Raw genomic sequence first — 15,702 nt, 5'->3', positions numbered from 1 at the left:
AGTTTAAAACTTAATTAACGTTGACGTTTGTCGCTTTGTTCAGTTTTCAAAGAACTCCGCCGCCTCTTTAGGCGACTTTATTATCTTAACATCTATTCTTTTTCATGTCAACAACTTTTTTGAGTTATTTTTGAAAGAATTTGATGTTGTCTTAAGGACGAATATAAATATATCATCATTTTAAATAGGGGTCAATTGTTTTTTAACTAAAAACAAAAAAAGTTTTCCTAAAAGGAAAACTCTCTATAAAATGAAGTTGTTAATAATAATTAAAGCGACTAATCCTGGTATTCCTAGTATACCAGAGACTGCAGTCGTTACGATATTAATTGGAACGTGGATATCCATTTGAACACCAATGACGTTTACAAAGAATAGAAGCAACGCACCTATAACTAACTTTATAGACCCTTGTCCTAACAAACGCAATAATTTATTTGTTGTGCCTCCCGCTACTAATAACAAAAGAATGAGTCCCCCAAGTATAGGGATTACAATGATTGGCTCAAGCAAACTAATACCCCCCTTTTCTTTCTTCTATAACTATATGTATGTCCAAGCTATGAAAATCATAACTGTACTAATATAAAAATCGGAAGACCTTTAAGGTCTTCCGATTTTTATATTTCGATACTTTGCTTCTTTTAATAAGTAAAGGTATTTTGCTTTTGCTATCTTTCCACTCACAATGACTTCGTCTGACGGATCTACACTTCGATTGATTATATCTGTCTTCTTTGACCAATCGTCCTTAGCTTGTATAAATGTCTCAAGTAATTGAGCATCAAATTCTTTTCGTAGCCAACCTTTTCTTTTAAAAAACATTATAGACTTACCTCGTTCAATATTTTCTTATACTTCTCGTCTTCCCTCTAACGCTTTAGATAAAGTTACTTCGTCTGCATATTCTAGGTCTCCACCTACAGGTAAGCCGTGAGCAATCCTCGTAATTTTAATTCCCGTAGGTTTAAGTAAACGCGAGATGTACATTGCAGTTGCTTCACCTTCAATATTAGGGTTTGTGGCTAAGATAACTTCTTCAATCTCATCATCTTGCAACCTCTTCAATAATTCAGGCACCTTAATATCTTCTGGTCCTATCCCTTCCATTGGAGAAATGGCACCATGTAAAACATGATATAGTCCGTTATACTCTTTCATCTTTTCCATTGCAATAACATCTTTTGGATCTTGTACTACACAAACAACACTACGATCTCTGCGTTGGTCTTCACAGATATAACAAGGGTCTTGATCTGTAATATGTCCACATACTGAACAATACGTTAAATTTCGCTTTGCATTCACTAAAGCTTTCGCAAAGTCTAGTACGGGTTCTTCTTTCATTGTTAGTACAAAAAAAGCCAGGCGAACCGCCGTTTTAGGACCGATTCCTGGCAATTTCATAAAGCTATCAATGAGCTTTGATATAGGTTCTGGATAACGCATTTAGTAGAATCCCTATTAAAACCCAGGGATATTTAACCCTTTTGTAAATTGACCCATTGTATTGTTTGTTAATTCATCAATTTTCTTTAACGCATCGTTTGTTGCAGCTAAAACAAGATCTTGTAACATTTCGATGTCTTCTGGATCTACTACTTCTTCTTTAATGTTAACTTCTAATACTTCTTTATTACCGTTCATCAGAACTGTAACCATTCCACCACCAGCAGTACCTTCTATTTTTTGATCCGCTAGTTCTTCTTGTGCTTTCTGCATATCTTTTTGCATCTTTTGCATTTGCTTCATCATCTTTTGCATATTTCCCATTCCACGCATCATAATCCTATTCCTCCTATCATTTAATCCTGTATTTCAATAAGATCTGCACCAAACAGTTTCTGAGCTTCTGTGATTAGAGGATCCTCTTCTTGCACAGACTCTTCCTCTTCTCCGCGTTGTCCACGTATAAACTCTTCTCTTACTTTATCCCATTCTGTCTCAGGGATTGCAACCATCTCTCGTTTGCTGCCAATTAAAGTATATAAGATATTCTCCAAATTATCACGTACATTGTTGTTATTTTCAGAAGCCATCTTGCAATGAATTTCATACTTAAACTTTAACACAAACGATGTTTGCGATGATGCCACCGGTTCACTATTTTGTAAAAGTGCCGCATGAGAAGCTTTGTTTTGTTGCTTTAATGTCTCTAATACATTTCCCCAATTTCGTTTTAAATCTTCTAAATCTTTACGAGAGGCATTTTTTAAGATTTCATTAATTCTTCCAGTTGGTGTCTTATACGTACTTCTTCCTTGTCTTGCAGGCTTACGTTCTTGAGTAGCTGTTTCTTGAGTATTTGCTTGTACTGTTATCCCTTGTTCTCGTAACTGATTGATTTGAGCTTCTAGCTGACTAATTTTTTGGATTAAATCTTGATTAGAAACACCGCTATCCGTCGTAATCGATCGATGAACCTGACACGCTTTTACAAGTCCCACTTCTAATAAGACCCTTGGGTGATTAGTCCATTTCATCTCCTGTTGCGTTTCATTTAATTGATGAATAATCTCATAAATTGAGGCTGTATGAATGTTCTCACTCAATTGTTGAAACTCTTCATTAACAATTGCTTTTTCTAGTAAATGAACGTTTTCATTTGATGTTTGATAGAGGAGTAAATCTCGGTAGTAAAAGATAATATCCTCTACAAACCTAGACGGATCTTTTCCACCTCTAATTAATTGCTCTACGCTTGCTAACGCTTTGACCACATCTTTTTCGTAAATAGCCCGTACAATACGTAGTAAAAACTCTTGTGAAACAGCTCCAGTAATGGAGAGAACATCTTCTAAGGACACTATGTCATCACTGTAAGAAATAGCTTGGTCTAACAAGCTTAACGCATCCCTCATTCCACCTTCAGATGCTTTAGCTACTTCATACAAGGCCGTTTCCTCAATCTCAACACTTTCTGATGATAGTACTTCTTTCATTCGATAAACAATATCGTCATTTGAAATACGTTTAAAGTCAAACCGTTGGCACCTAGAGATAATCGTAAGTGGTATTTTATGCGGTTCGGTCGTGGCAAGAATAAAAATAACATGTGGAGGTGGCTCTTCCAATGTTTTTAGTAAGGCATTAAAGGCTCCAATAGAAAGCATATGAACTTCATCAATAATATACACTTTATAACGCACAGCACTTGGTGCATATTTTACTTTATCTCTTATATCCCTTATTTCATCTACTCCATTGTTCGATGCTGCATCAATCTCAATCACATCTGAAATTGATCCGTCCATAATTCCAAGACAAGATGGACATTCGTTACACGGCTCAGCCGTTGGAGCTTTTTCACAGTTAACAGCTTTTGAAAGTATTTTAGCTGCTGTTGTTTTCCCAGTACCCCTCGGGCCAGAAAACAAATAAGCATGAGAAAATTTCTCTTGCGTCAGAGCATTTTGTAATGTTTGAATAATGTGTTTCTGTCCAACTACATCATTGAAGCTTTGGGGACGGTAGACACGATACAATGCTTGATACGCCACTATATTCCCTCCATTTTTCTTTTCATCGATCTTATTAGGTTAATTTTTATTATATCGTACTATAAAGTCATTTTCCAAAAAGTTTAACGAAGAAAAAAAGCCTACTCTTATATAGGAGTAGACTTTTAATAGCATATGTATAACTGCCGTGCACCTTCCGTCGATTAGCAACCCTAGGCGTTACTCAAGCAGTTAGCTCGGTTCAGGCTGCCCTATGGCACATGAGAGGTTCTGCTTACTGCTGCTTCCTTCCGGACCTGACAGGATTCACAGATTCCCATTGCATAGGACCCAAACGTCAACACCACTTACTTGAGGCAGACCCTAAAGTCCACTAACCTCTAGAAGGAATTCGGCCTCGCTAGAGCGGATTGCGAGTACAGGGCACCGCTACCTCCCCGCTTAGCACGGCAAAATTGAAACCAAATTGTTAGGCGTCATGTCCGACGCATTTATAAGTATACGTGTTTTCAATCAGAAATGCAACGTTTATCAGCTGTAAGTTATTGTAAAATGAAAACGTTCTACTTTTTCTTTTTTTTCATTCTTAGTGAACGAAAAAATTGAGTGAGTAATTCACCACACTCTTCTTCTAACACGCCACCTTGTACATTTGATTGGTGATTAAATTTTTCAAACGTTAACAAGTTCATTAAAGTACCTGCACAGCCACCTTTTGGATCATACGCACCGAATACGACTCGTTTAACACGAGATAACATAATTGCTCCTGCACACATCGGACAAGGTTCTAAGGTCACATACAATGTTGCCTCTTCTAAGCGCCATGTACCTAACTTTTTACACGCTTCATCAATAGCCAACAACTCTGCATGAGCAATGGAACGTTGCTCACTTTCCCTTAAGTTGTGTGCACTCGCAATCACCTCATCATTCCAAACGACGATTGCTCCAATCGGGACTTCCATAAGTGCTTCTGCTTTCTTTGCTTGTTCAATTGCTAAGCGCATATATTTTTCATCTTGTATCAACTTTCATCCAACCTTACATTTTATTTTCAAATATTCTTTTCTAGATTGAGCCACAATAAATGAGACATTTTTTCTTTATAAAAGGAGTAGAAGCTGTGAACGATTCTAAGACCGCCCTCATTATTATTGATATGATTAATGATTTTCAGTTTAATCACGGAAACATGTTAGCGAAACAAGCAAAAGTGATTGCTGCTAATATTCGTGAACTAAAACAATTTTTAATGAGTAAAGGTGTACCTATCATTTATGTAAATGATCACTATCAACTGTGGAAGGCTGACTTACAGAAAATCATTTCTCATTGTACCAATGAAAAAAGCAGCCCCATTCTCCAATGCATACAGCCACAAGAAAACGATTATTTTTTAATCAAACCAAAACACTCCATTTTTTATGGTACAGCTCTTAACATGTTGTTAGCCGAATTAAATGTTGAAACTCTTATCTTATGCGGGGTAGCCGGAAACATTTGTGTCCTTTTTTCAGCTAATGATGCATATATGAGAGAGTATCGTTTAATTGTCCCTTCTGATTGTATCGCATCTAACGTTATTGAGGATAATGAATTTGCTTTAAAAATGATGCGAAATGTACTAAAAGCAGATACCTCTCCTTATAAAGAATACATGAAATGATTCATGCTACCTTCCCTTCAATCATAAGATGGTAATAAAAAGATGGGAGGGTTACATAGATGCAGATCCAAATTGTCAAACAAGGTGATAGTATTTACCAGCTTGCTCAAGCTTACGGTATTTCACCTAATGAAATTAGTAGTATTAATCAATTACCAAATCCTAATCAACTTGTTATTGGGCAAGCATTGCTCATTCCAATTGAAGGAAGACTTTATACCGTTCAGCAAGGAGATACCTTATGGAAAGTAGGCCGAAAATTAGGCGTTAGTTATCAAGCCATCGCAAATGCGAATAATATTCCTGTCACACAGCCATTACGTGCTGGTACACGGCTTTATATTCCTCCTCAACCAAAGCGTGATGCAGAGTTTTTAGGATATGTCGAGACAAGTAATCGTACCATTACGCCTGAAACCGAAAAACTGATTCGTAGCAACGCAAAATTTCTGACGTATTTAGGTCCTGCGAATTTTGAAGTACAGAGGGATGGCTCAATTAAAGAACCTCCATTAAATAGTCTAGGAGAGATTGCAAAAGAAAATGACGTCGTTTATATGATGGTGTTAGCTAATATTGAAGAGGATGGTTTTAGTGACGAACTTGGTCGTATTATTTTAAATGATCAAAACGTCCAAAACAAATTAATCGATAATATTGTTTCAAAAGCAAAGGAAAAGAATTTTCGAGACGTCCATATTGACTTTGAATTTTTGCGCCCTGAAGATAAAGATGCTTATCTCGCCTTTTTAAAGAAAACAAAGGACCGACTATCTAAAGAAAACATTTTAATGTCTGTTGCGTTAGCTCCTAAAACAAGTCGTGATCAAAAAGGAAAATGGTATGAAGCTCATGACTACAAAGGCATTGGAGAAATCGCAAATTTTGTCGTTCCAATGACTTACGAATGGGGGTACAGCGGAGGCCCACCAATGGCCGTTTCCCCTATCGATCAAGTGCGAAAGGTATTGGAATATGCTGTATCAGAAATACCTCCTTCTAAAATTATTATGGGGCAAAACTTATATGGTTATGATTGGACATTACCTTTTAAACCTGGTGGAGAGTTTGCAAAGGCAATTAGTGCACAACGCGCCATTGAAATTGCGTACAAATATAACGCAGCCATTCAATACGATCAAAAAGCACAAGCCCCTTATTTTCGTTATATAGACGAACAAGGTAAAACACATGAAGTATGGTTTGAAGATGCAAGGTCGATTCAAGCTAAGTTCAATTTACTAAAAGAACTAGGATTGCGTGGAATGGCTTACTGGAAGCTAGGACTTCCATTTCCTCAAAACTGGTTATTAATTGAAGATAACTTTAATGTAACAAAGAAAACTAGCACCTAATGGGCTAGTTTTCTTTTGTTTATTTCTTGATAACTGATTGAGAGTTATTGTTGGAATTTCCAATGATCCTTGCGTTCTTTTTTCTTCTTTTTCTCCCCTTACACGTTTTCTCTATGTTAAAATGAATTTTGTCTGTTTTTTGATACGAGCGTTCATATAAAAGGAGGAACTTAAAGTGGGAGAAACACCTTTTATTACGGTAGAAGGACCGATTGGTGTTGGGAAGACCTCTCTAACCAAGGCGATTGCTGAACACTTTCAATTTCACATACTAAAAGAAATTGTCGATGAAAATCCGTTTTTAGGTAAATTCTATAAAGATATAAACGAGTGGAGTTTCCAAACGGAAATGTTCTTTCTATGCAATCGATTTAAGCAACTTGAAGACATTAATCATTTATATTTAACACATAAAAAGCCCGTTGTAGCTGATTATCATATTATGAAGAATATGATTTTTGCTGCTCGAACATTAAAAGATGAGCAATACCGCAAATATGTGCAAATTTATCATATCTTAACATCTGATATGCCAAACCCTAATGTTGTCATTTACCTTAATGCTAGTTTAGATACATTGTTAAAGAGAATTAAGTTACGTGACAGAGAAGTTGAAAAGGATATGGACCCAGCTTACTTACTTCAATTAAAAAAAGATTATGAATCCGCCATTGCACAATTTGAGAAAGATCATCCTGATGTAACGGTCTTACGTTTCAATGGGGACGAGTTAGACTTTGTTCAAAACCCTGAACACTTAACGTTTATCTTAAATAAAATTGAAGAAACTATTCTTAGAAGGAGTTAACACTCATGAACTTGCGTAAAAAATATAACATTCCTAACGATGCTGTTCTAACGATTGCTGGAACGGTAGGTGTGGGAAAATCAACAATGACAAAAGCGTTAGCAGATGCTTTAGGTTTTCGCACGTCATTTGAGAAGGTAGATACAAACCCGTATCTTGATAAGTTTTATGCTGATTTCGAACGATGGAGCTTTCATTTACAGGTTTACTTCTTAGCCGAGCGCTTTAAAGAACAAAAGAAAATCTTTGAATATGGCGGAGGTTTCATTCAAGATCGTTCCATTTACGAAGATACAGGTATTTTTGCCAAAATGCATTTTGAAAAAGGCACCATGTCTCAAACGGACTATGAAACGTACACAAGTTTATTTGATGCCATGGTTATGACACCTTATTTTCCGCATCCAGATTTAGTGATTTATTTGGAAGGAAGTTTTGAAGATATCGTTGATCGTATTCAAGAGCGCGGACGTCCAATGGAACAACAAACACCGATTGAATACTGGAAAGAGATGCACAAACGTTATGAGACATGGATCAATAACTTTAATGCTTGCCCTGTTTTACGCTTAAATATTAACGAGTACGATATTGTAGAAGATGAAAATTCGATTGAACCAATCGTTGAAAAGATTTCCCGTTTTCTGCATCATAGCGAAAAGTTAAAGAGAAGAAATGTTCCATCTATATAAAATAACCCCCTCTCAAAACAGGAGGGGTTATTTTATATAGAGAATAAAAAAAACCGTTACACAAGTGTAACGGTTTTTCAATCTCCAATGTTTATGCGCTAGGTTAATTAAATTAATTATGGCGGAGGAAGAGGGATTCGAACCCCCGCGGGCTTTAACACCCCTGTCGGTTTTCAAGACCGATCCCTTCAGCCGGACTTGGGTATTCCTCCGTTTCGACATGATTAAATATATCATATAAAAAAAAGAGAGTCAACAACTTTCAGTAACTTTTTTTATTTTTTCTTCACAAGGAGAAGTTTCTCCTTGTGAAGAAAGTGTCGTTACTTCGTAATAATCTCTTTGTTACCCATGTACGGACGTAAAACTTCTGGAATTACAATTGAGCCGTCTTCTTGTTGGTAATTTTCTAAGATGGCTGCTACTGTACGTCCAATCGCTAAACCTGAACCATTTAATGTGTGTACATGTTCAGGCTTTGCTTTTGCTTCACGACGGAAGCGAATGTTCGCACGACGAGCTTGGAACCCTTCAAAGTTAGAACAAGATGAAATTTCACGATACGTGCCGTAACTTGGAATCCATACTTCAATGTCATATTTTTTCGCTGCAGTAAACCCTAAATCTGCTGTACACATGCTCATTACACGATAAGGCAACCCTAAAAGTTGAAGCACTTTCTCCGCATGACCTGTTAGCTTTTCTAATTCTTCATAAGAATCTTCAGGTTTTACAAAACGAACAAGCTCGACTTTATTAAACTGATGTTGACGAATTAATCCTCGTGTATCTCGACCTGCTGATCCAGCTTCTGAGCGGAAACATGCACTGTATGCTGTGTAAGCGATTGGTAATTGATCACCATTTAAAATCTCATCACGGTGAAAGTTTGTCACAGGTACTTCTGCTGTTGGTACTAAGAAATAGTCTTCTTCTTTAATCTTAAATGCATCTTCTTCAAACTTTGGCAATTGACCTGTACCTGTCATGCTCGTACGATTCACCATATAAGGAGGTAACATTTCTTCATATCCATGCTCATCCATATGTAAATCCATCATAAAGTTAATGAGCGCTCGTTCTAAGCGTGCACCTAAGCCTTTGTAGAACACAAAGCGGCTACCTGTTACTTTTGCAGCTCGTTCAAAATCGACGATATTAAGATCTGTTGCTAAATCCCAGTGTGGTTTCGGTTCGAATGAAAACTCCGGAAGCTCTCCCCATTTTCTTGCTTCTACATTATCATCCTCTGTTTCACCTACGGGCACACTTTCATGTGGGATATTAGGGATTGATAATAATAACATTTCTAGCGATTCTTCCACTGTACGAAGTTCGTCATCTAACTCTTTTACACGATCTCCTACTTGTCTCATCTCTGCAATTAGATGATCTGCATCTTGTTTTTCACGCTTCATCATAGCGATTTGTTGTGATACTTCATTTCTCTTGCTTTTTAACTCTTCTGTCTGAACAATAAGTTCACGACGCTTTGCATCTAATTCTTCAAATTTGCTTAAATCCGTTAAATCCTCACCACGATGCTTAAGCTTTTCTTTTACTTCTTCAAAGTTTGCACGTAGGAATTTTAAATCTAACATGCTTTACGCCTCCTTTATTTTTCATGTCATTATAAAAATAGGCAAAACAAAAAACTCTCATCCCCTATGAAAAGGGACGAGAGTTACCCGCGTTGCCACCCTAATTGAAAGCATACTCTTACAAATGCTTTCCACTTAAAAAGATAACGGCTAAGCCGAGATTACCTACTTTTATCTTGTTCAATAATCTACTCAGGGATGGATTCATAAGTGTCTTACGTCGATTTTCACCAGCCATCGACTCTCTATAGAAAAGACCTCCTATTACTAATTCCCTTCATCGTTTTCTCGTATTAACATTTCATAATAACCATAATGTACTATAAGTTTTCACAAGATGCAATGCTCTTATACAGCTTTTGATGTGACTTCTTCCACCATTTGCACAAAGTACTTTGTTAATCGCGTATCTTCTGTTAGCTCTGGATGAAATGAACAACCTAAAAACTGTCCTTGTCTAGCAGCAACAATACGTTCGTTATGAATAGATAACACTTCCACATCTGATCCTACTTCAACAATGTGTGGAGCACGAATAAAAACACCTATAAAGTCATCAGCAACATCTTGAATGTGTAAAGAAGCTTCAAAACTTTCACGTTGACGACCAAATGAATTTCGTTCCACTGTGATATCCATAACACCTAAATGTGGTTCACTATAACCAACAATATTTTTTGCTAGCAGGATTAAGCCCGCACACGTTCCAAACATTGGCTTACCATCGTTTGCAAATTGCAAAAGCGGCTCCATGAAATTGTATTTATCAATTAGACGGCGCATGGTTGTGCTTTCTCCGCCTGGTAAAATCAATCCATCTAAGTCTGCTAGTTGTTCTACTTTTTTTACGACAACGGCTTCAGCACCTACTTCTTCGATTGCACGTATATGCTCTCGTACAGCACCTTGTAATCCTAATACTCCGACTTTCACCATACTATTACATAACTCCTTATTAATTACCAACCACGATCTTGCATACGATTTTCTGGTAATAACGTTGAAATTTCAATACCTTTCATTGGATTACCTAACCCTTTAGAAAGCTTAGCAATTAATTCATAATCTTCATAATGAGTTGTTGCTTCAACAATTGCACGAGCAAATTTTTCTGGGTTTTCAGATTTGAAGATACCAGATCCTACAAATACACCATCTGCACCTAGTTGCATCATTAATGCTGCATCTGCTGGAGAAGCGACTCCACCTGCTGCAAAGTTTACAACTGGTAAGCGACCTTCACGTTTAATTTGTAGTAATAGTTCGTAAGGTGCACCTAATAGTTTTGCTTCTGTCATTAACTCATCTTCGTTCATCCCTACAACTTTACGCACTTGAGCATTAACTTTACGCATGTGTCGTACTGCTTCTACAATGTTTCCTGTACCTGGCTCTCCTTTTGTGCGAAGCATAGCAGCTCCTTCACCAATACGACGTGCTGCTTCACCTAAATCACGGCAACCACATACAAATGGTACAGTAAAGGTATTCTTGTTTAAATGGAACTCTTCATCAGCTGGTGTTAACACTTCACTCTCATCAATATAATCTACACCCATTGCTTCTAGTACACGCGCTTCAACAATGTGTCCGATACGTGCTTTTGCCATAACTGGAATTGATACAGCATTCATTACCTCTTCTACGATTGTTGGGTCAGCCATACGAGCTACTCCACCTGCTGCTCGAATGTCAGCTGGTACACGTTCTAGTGCCATAACAGCTACAGCACCTGCTGCTTCTGCAATTTTCGCTTGCTCTGCATTGACAACGTCCATGATGACGCCACCTTTTTGCATTTCTGCCATTCCACGTTTAACTCGATCAGTACCTGTAATGTTATTCATGTTTGCATTCCTCCTGTATAAAGTCTTGCACATAACGCGCAAGAATTATGTATAAAAAGATTCGAAACTTACTGTCTATTTTAACGCATTATTCAAAAAAATCCTATTAAAATTATGCTGATTGGTTTACTTATATTTTTAAAAAGAAAAAAGCCCTCATATTGAGAGCTTAAAACCAACCTTTTACTGTATCTGCTGCGCTTGACCAAATGTCTCCAAAGAAGCCACCTACACTGCGCATAGACAATACAAACCAATTTGCTTTTTCTACAGATTCAGCCGTTACCACTGGTACTTTTGCAGCCTTCTCACCTTCTTTAGTCAAATACCCTAAATCTTGGCCACCTTCGCTTGTTGCACTAACATACCCAACTGTTTTACCAGCTTTAAATGGTGCTGCAATTCTTTCTTTTTCATCTACTGCTTTTTTATCAAGCTCAAATGCTGTTTGATAGTTTTCTTTTTCCCCACGCTTCATTAACACTTTTAAAGGCTCTTTCGTATGAATATCTACTTGTTTTTCTTTCCCTTTTGCAACTGAAAGAGTTTTGTGACCTTTAATTTGTGATTCTTCTGGTAGTACTTCTTCTAATTGATAGTTGCTAAACGCATAGTCTAATAGTTTTTTTGTTTCTTGGAAACGAGCTTCAAATGAACGCTTGCCATTACTTTGTGCATTCATCACGACTGTAATGTATCGAACACCGTCACGCTCCGCCGTCCCTGTAAAGCAGTAACCAGCAAAGTCTGTATGACCCGTTTTCAAGCCATCTACACCTTCATATCCAAACACAAGCCCCGGTAACATCCAGTTCCAGTTATCCATTTGAATTTGATGATCAGTTCCTTCTCTAAATACTTTCTTAGGAGTCTTCGCTGCTTCTAATACTTCTGGGTAATCATTGATTAAGTAATAAGCAAGTTTTGCAGTAGCTTTCGCTGATAACACATTCTCGTCATTTGCTTCTGTGCCTTTTGGATGATCGCCCTTTAACAATGAGTTTGATAGTCCTGTGGAGTTTACAAACTTATAATCTTCTAATCCAAGCTCTCCAGCTTTATCATTCATCATTTTAACGAAGTTAGACTCTGAACCTGCTAATAACTCTGATAATGCAATAGTCGCTCCGTTAGCAGAATAAATCGCCATTGCTTCGTAAAGTTCTTTTACGTTATACTTTCCATTTTTTAAAAGTGGAACATTTGATAACCCACGATCTTGAGAAACTCGGTATGCATAGTCACTAATTGTTACTTCTTGTTCCCACGTGACTTTCTTTTCAGCAATTGCTTCTAACAATAAGTATTCTGTCATCATCTTCGTCATACTTGCAATGCCTAAAACCGTATCTGCATTCTTTTCATAAATAATTTTACCAGTCTCTGCTTCAATTAACATAGCCGCATCTGATTCAATGTTCAGATAGTTCTCTTCCGCCTGAGCCGATTGACCAAACGCTAGAAATGGAACTAGCAGTAACAACGCAACAAGGCTCGTCACTTTCTTATGTAGTCGCTTTTTCACTTTACACCCTCCATAAATAAACTCACATAAAAATTATTCTATCATAAACAATTTTAAAAAAATAGGTGAAGATGTACTGTTACTCATGTCCTTAGTAAGGTTTTATTTACCATAAAAAAAGCCATATAGCACCTGCTATATGACTTTTTTATTCAACATTAGCTCATTGAATAGTTAGGGGATTCTTTTGTAATCTGAACATCGTGTGGATGGCTCTCACGTAAACCTGCACCAGTCATTCGAACAAACTGTGATTCTTCTCTCAACTCTTGTAAGTTCTTTGTACCACAGTAGCCCATACCTGAGCGTAAGCCTCCAACTAATTGATAAATTGTATCGGCTAATGGTCCTTTATATGGTAAGCGACCTTCAATACCTTCTGGAACAAACTTTTTGTTATCTTCTTGGAAATAACGGTCTTTACTTCCTTGTTCCATTGCTCCAACAGAACCCATTCCTCTGTATACTTTAAATCGTCGCCCTTGGAAGATTTCTGTTTCACCTGGACTCTCAGACGTACCCGCTAATAAGCTACCTAACATAACAGTATGTCCACCTGCAGCTAATGCTTTTACAACATCACCTGAGTATTTAATTCCACCGTCAGCAATCACTGGAACACCATGTTTTCTTCCTTCTGTCGCACAATCGTAAACAGCTGTAATTTGCGGAACACCCACACCTGCTACTACACGTGTTGTACAAATAGATCCTGGACCAATTCCTACTTTTACAACATTTGCACCTGCTTCGATTAATGCTCTTGTCCCTTCTGCCGTTGCGACGTTTCCTGCAATAATGTTAAGTCCTGGGTACGTTTCACGAATTTGCTTTACTGTGTTTAATACACCTTGAGAATGACCATGAGCTGTATCAACAACAACAACATCTACTCCTGATTTAACAAGCTTGTCTACACGAACCATTGTATCAGCTGTTACTCCAACAGCCGCGCCTACTAAAAGTCGTCCAAGCTCATCTTTAGCCGCGTTAGGGAACTCAATTACTTTTTCAATGTCTTTAATGGTAATTAACCCTTTTAACACACCATTGTAATCAACTAAAGGTAATTTTTCGATTTTATACTTTTGTAAAATTTTCTCTGCTTCATCTAGTGTTGTTCCAACTGGAGCAGTAACGAGATCTTCTTTTGTCATTACTTCTGCTATCGCCATGGAATAGTCTTGAATAAATCTTAGATCACGATTTGTAAGGATTCCAACTAACTTTTGCTCTTCTGAATTGTTAACAATGGGTACACCTGAAATACGATATTTCCCCATTAAATGTTCCGCGTCAAATACCTGATGTTCTGGTGTGAGGAAAAACGGATCTGTAATAACACCACTTTCAGAACGTTTCACTTTATCTACGTGTTCTGCTTGTTGTTCGATCGACATGTTTTTGTGAATAACACCTAGTCCACCTTGTCTTGCCATCGCAATTGCCATTTCTGCTTCTGTTACAGTATCCATTCCTGCACTAATAAACGGAATCTTTAGTTTTAGCGTTGATGTTAACTCAACACTCATATCTACATCTTTTGGCAATACCTCAGACTTCGCTGGAACTAATAAAACATCATCAAATGTTAACCCTTCTTTTGCAAATTTAGTTTCCCACATTATAGAATCCTCCCTTAAGCGACAAAATATTATTAGTAGATTAACAATTGGTTATGTAACTGTCAACACACCAAAGATATATCAGATAATTCTAAAAACGAAAGGTGAAGTAAATGAAATCTAACCTACACATTTGGGATGAGTATATGTTGTTCTTTTCCTCTACTTATACTCAAAAATTTCTACACAATTGTTATGAAAGAGAAGAGGTTGAAAAAGCAGAACAAATTAGTTACGAAAATTGCTATCCCTTTATATATTATCTTGAGCATAGCAAAAATTATTACGATTTATCTCAAACATCTCCGTTAGCTATTAAGCCTGTTTTGTTATTTTACGGAATGTCCCAGCTTTTAAAAGCCTGTTTACTAACAGTTACTCCTGATTATCCGGAAAACACCTCGGTTTTAGCACACGGAGTGTCAGCACGCAAACGAAAAAAACAAGGCTATGATTTCTTAGATGACGAAGTAAAAATACAAAAAAACGGCTTATTTACTCATGTGAGTAGTAAAATGTTTCACATGAAACAGTTTGAAGGCAATAAATATTGTATGCGTTCATTGATGAAAACAATTCCTGAATTAACATCTTTTTTTCAATCCATCTATAAACAAGAAAACATTGTAGAGGTTGGAAACTTAAAAGAAGGAATCATTCAATTCCCAAACGAACTAATCGCAAATTATCATATGGACAACGAGCGATTTTTGGATTATCTAACGAATCAATCGATCATACAACTTGAGTTAGTTACTACAGAAAATGGTTTGAGAGGAAAGGTAAATAGAGAGCAAATTGATTTATCAAACGCTCTTCCTTTTATGTATGATTTATATAAAGACTCCTTTTATTTTCCTAAGAATCGAAATTGGGAGCAACAATTACCGGAAGTTTTAACACATTATTTACTCCTTTATAACTTAAGCATGATTTCAAGATATGAAACAGAATGGTGGTATGAGTTACTACATACATACACATCAAAAGACTATCCTTTTATTACACAATTTTTATCTATTACATCAGATAAAATCCCTTATTTTTTGTTATCTTTTTTAGAAACAAAAAAACACTAGCGCTATCGCTAGTGTTTTATCATTGCCTGGCAACGTCCTA

Annotated in this window: 16 protein-coding genes, 1 tRNA gene, 1 other RNA gene and 1 other annotated feature; of the genes, 5 read left to right on the top strand and 13 right to left on the bottom strand. The window is 36.9% G+C overall.

Annotated features, from left to right (window positions below; genetic code table 11):
* Nucleotides 1-243 precede the first annotated feature (243 nt).
* The 7 genes from DIS06_RS19455 to tadA form a co-directional block, all read right to left on the bottom strand.
* The gene (locus DIS06_RS19455; RefSeq protein WP_481746895.1) at nt 244-513 is read right to left on the bottom strand and encodes a pro-sigmaK processing inhibitor BofA family protein; all 270 of its coding nucleotides are present in this window, start codon (nt 511-513) and stop codon (nt 244-246) included.
* 90 nt (nt 514-603) lie between these two features.
* On the bottom strand, nt 604-825 hold the full coding sequence (locus DIS06_RS19450) for a YaaL family protein (protein WP_110114898.1): 222 nt from the start codon (nt 823-825) through the stop codon (nt 604-606).
* A gap of 27 nt (nt 826-852) precedes the next feature.
* Nucleotides 853-1,449, bottom strand: a complete 597-nt coding sequence (gene recR / locus DIS06_RS19445) for a recombination mediator RecR (RefSeq protein ID WP_110114897.1) — start codon at nt 1,447-1,449, stop codon at nt 853-855.
* A 15-nt stretch (nt 1,450-1,464) separates the two neighbouring features.
* Entirely contained in the window at nt 1,465-1,785 is a 321-nt protein-coding gene (locus DIS06_RS19440) for a YbaB/EbfC family nucleoid-associated protein (RefSeq protein WP_110114896.1), read from the bottom strand.
* A gap of 20 nt (nt 1,786-1,805) precedes the next feature.
* The gene (gene dnaX, locus DIS06_RS19435) at nt 1,806-3,500 is read right to left on the bottom strand and encodes a DNA polymerase III subunit gamma/tau (RefSeq protein ID WP_110114895.1); all 1,695 of its coding nucleotides are present in this window, start codon (nt 3,498-3,500) and stop codon (nt 1,806-1,808) included.
* A gap of 146 nt (nt 3,501-3,646) precedes the next feature.
* Nucleotides 3,647-3,911: signal recognition particle sRNA large type (ffs, locus tag DIS06_RS19430), an RNA gene on the bottom strand.
* Nucleotides 3,912-4,024: 113 nt separating this feature from the next.
* Nucleotides 4,025-4,492, bottom strand: a complete 468-nt coding sequence (gene tadA, locus DIS06_RS19425; RefSeq protein WP_275425448.1) for a tRNA adenosine(34) deaminase TadA — start codon at nt 4,490-4,492, stop codon at nt 4,025-4,027.
* Nucleotides 4,493-4,587: 95 nt separating this feature from the next.
* Between tadA and DIS06_RS19420 the strand changes: the two genes are divergently transcribed.
* The 4 genes from DIS06_RS19420 (at nt 4,588) to DIS06_RS19405 (ending at nt 7,985) form a co-directional block, all read left to right on the top strand.
* Nucleotides 4,588-5,130 carry a cysteine hydrolase family protein gene (locus DIS06_RS19420; RefSeq protein ID WP_110114894.1) on the top strand — a complete coding sequence of 181 codons (543 nt, stop codon included), beginning with the start codon at nt 4,588-4,590 and terminating at the stop codon, nt 5,128-5,130.
* 59 nt (nt 5,131-5,189) lie between these two features.
* Nucleotides 5,190-6,485: a LysM peptidoglycan-binding domain-containing protein gene (locus DIS06_RS19415; protein WP_110114893.1), complete on the top strand. Its 1,296-nt coding sequence runs from the start codon at nt 5,190-5,192 to the stop codon at nt 6,483-6,485.
* A 175-nt stretch (nt 6,486-6,660) separates the two neighbouring features.
* On the top strand, nt 6,661-7,293 hold the full coding sequence (locus DIS06_RS19410) for a deoxynucleoside kinase (RefSeq protein WP_110114892.1): 633 nt from the start codon (nt 6,661-6,663) through the stop codon (nt 7,291-7,293).
* A 5-nt stretch (nt 7,294-7,298) separates the two neighbouring features.
* Nucleotides 7,299-7,985 (top strand): deoxynucleoside kinase, encoded by a 687-nt coding sequence (locus DIS06_RS19405; RefSeq protein ID WP_110114891.1) that lies wholly within the window; start codon nt 7,299-7,301, stop codon nt 7,983-7,985.
* A 119-nt stretch (nt 7,986-8,104) separates the two neighbouring features.
* Here DIS06_RS19405 and DIS06_RS19400 read toward each other — a convergent pair.
* From DIS06_RS19400 to guaB, 6 genes are all read right to left on the bottom strand, one after another.
* Nucleotides 8,105-8,197 (bottom strand) — tRNA-Ser (locus tag DIS06_RS19400).
* 111 nt (nt 8,198-8,308) lie between these two features.
* A complete protein-coding gene (gene serS / locus DIS06_RS19395) occupies nt 8,309-9,586 on the bottom strand; it encodes a serine--tRNA ligase (RefSeq protein ID WP_110114890.1) in 1,278 nt (425 codons plus the stop codon).
* A 69-nt stretch (nt 9,587-9,655) separates the two neighbouring features.
* Nucleotides 9,656-9,876, bottom strand: a binding site (T-box leader).
* A gap of 58 nt (nt 9,877-9,934) precedes the next feature.
* A complete protein-coding gene (gene pdxT, locus DIS06_RS19390) occupies nt 9,935-10,522 on the bottom strand; it encodes a pyridoxal 5'-phosphate synthase glutaminase subunit PdxT (RefSeq protein WP_110114889.1) in 588 nt (195 codons plus the stop codon).
* 23 nt (nt 10,523-10,545) lie between these two features.
* Nucleotides 10,546-11,433: a pyridoxal 5'-phosphate synthase lyase subunit PdxS gene (gene pdxS, locus DIS06_RS19385; protein ID WP_110114888.1), complete on the bottom strand. Its 888-nt coding sequence runs from the start codon at nt 11,431-11,433 to the stop codon at nt 10,546-10,548.
* Nucleotides 11,434-11,602: 169 nt separating this feature from the next.
* Complete coding sequence (locus DIS06_RS19380; protein WP_110114887.1) at nt 11,603-12,958, bottom strand: serine hydrolase; 1,356 nt, start codon at nt 12,956-12,958, stop codon at nt 11,603-11,605.
* A gap of 158 nt (nt 12,959-13,116) precedes the next feature.
* A complete protein-coding gene (guaB, locus tag DIS06_RS19375) occupies nt 13,117-14,583 on the bottom strand; it encodes an IMP dehydrogenase (RefSeq protein WP_110114886.1) in 1,467 nt (488 codons plus the stop codon).
* Between the two features lie 113 nt (nt 14,584-14,696).
* On the opposite strand from guaB, the gene DIS06_RS19370 reads away from it, so the two are divergent.
* Complete coding sequence (locus DIS06_RS19370; protein WP_110114885.1) at nt 14,697-15,662, top strand: YaaC family protein; 966 nt, start codon at nt 14,697-14,699, stop codon at nt 15,660-15,662.
* Nucleotides 15,663-15,702 lie beyond the last annotated feature (40 nt).

It is taken from the genome of Bacillus sp. CGMCC 1.16541 (assembly GCF_003184905.1).
Classification (GTDB): Bacteria; Bacillota; Bacilli; order Bacillales; family Bacillaceae_H; genus Priestia.
This window is presented reverse-complemented; position numbering and strand designations above follow the sequence as displayed.

Bases quoted from the DNA above. Each gene is read 5' to 3' on its own strand.
- pdxT (WP_110114889.1), bottom strand. From the start codon at position 10,522: ATGGTGAAAGTCGGAGTATTAGGATTACAAGGTGCTGTACGAGAGCAT.
- DIS06_RS19405 (WP_110114891.1), top strand. From the start codon at position 7,299: ATGAACTTGCGTAAAAAATATAACATTCCTAACGATGCTGTTCTAACG.
- DIS06_RS19440 (WP_110114896.1), bottom strand. From the start codon at position 1,785: ATGATGCGTGGAATGGGAAATATGCAAAAGATGATGAAGCAAATGCAA.
- DIS06_RS19450 (WP_110114898.1), bottom strand. From the start codon at position 825: ATGTTTTTTAAAAGAAAAGGTTGGCTACGAAAAGAATTTGATGCTCAA.
- serS (WP_110114890.1), bottom strand. From the start codon at position 9,586: ATGTTAGATTTAAAATTCCTACGTGCAAACTTTGAAGAAGTAAAAGAA.
- recR (WP_110114897.1), bottom strand. From the start codon at position 1,449: ATGCGTTATCCAGAACCTATATCAAAGCTCATTGATAGCTTTATGAAA.
- pdxS (WP_110114888.1), bottom strand. From the start codon at position 11,433: ATGAATAACATTACAGGTACTGATCGAGTTAAACGTGGAATGGCAGAA.
- guaB (WP_110114886.1), bottom strand. From the start codon at position 14,583: ATGTGGGAAACTAAATTTGCAAAAGAAGGGTTAACATTTGATGATGTT.
- DIS06_RS19415 (WP_110114893.1), top strand. From the start codon at position 5,190: ATGCAGATCCAAATTGTCAAACAAGGTGATAGTATTTACCAGCTTGCT.
- DIS06_RS19370 (WP_110114885.1), top strand. From the start codon at position 14,697: ATGAAATCTAACCTACACATTTGGGATGAGTATATGTTGTTCTTTTCC.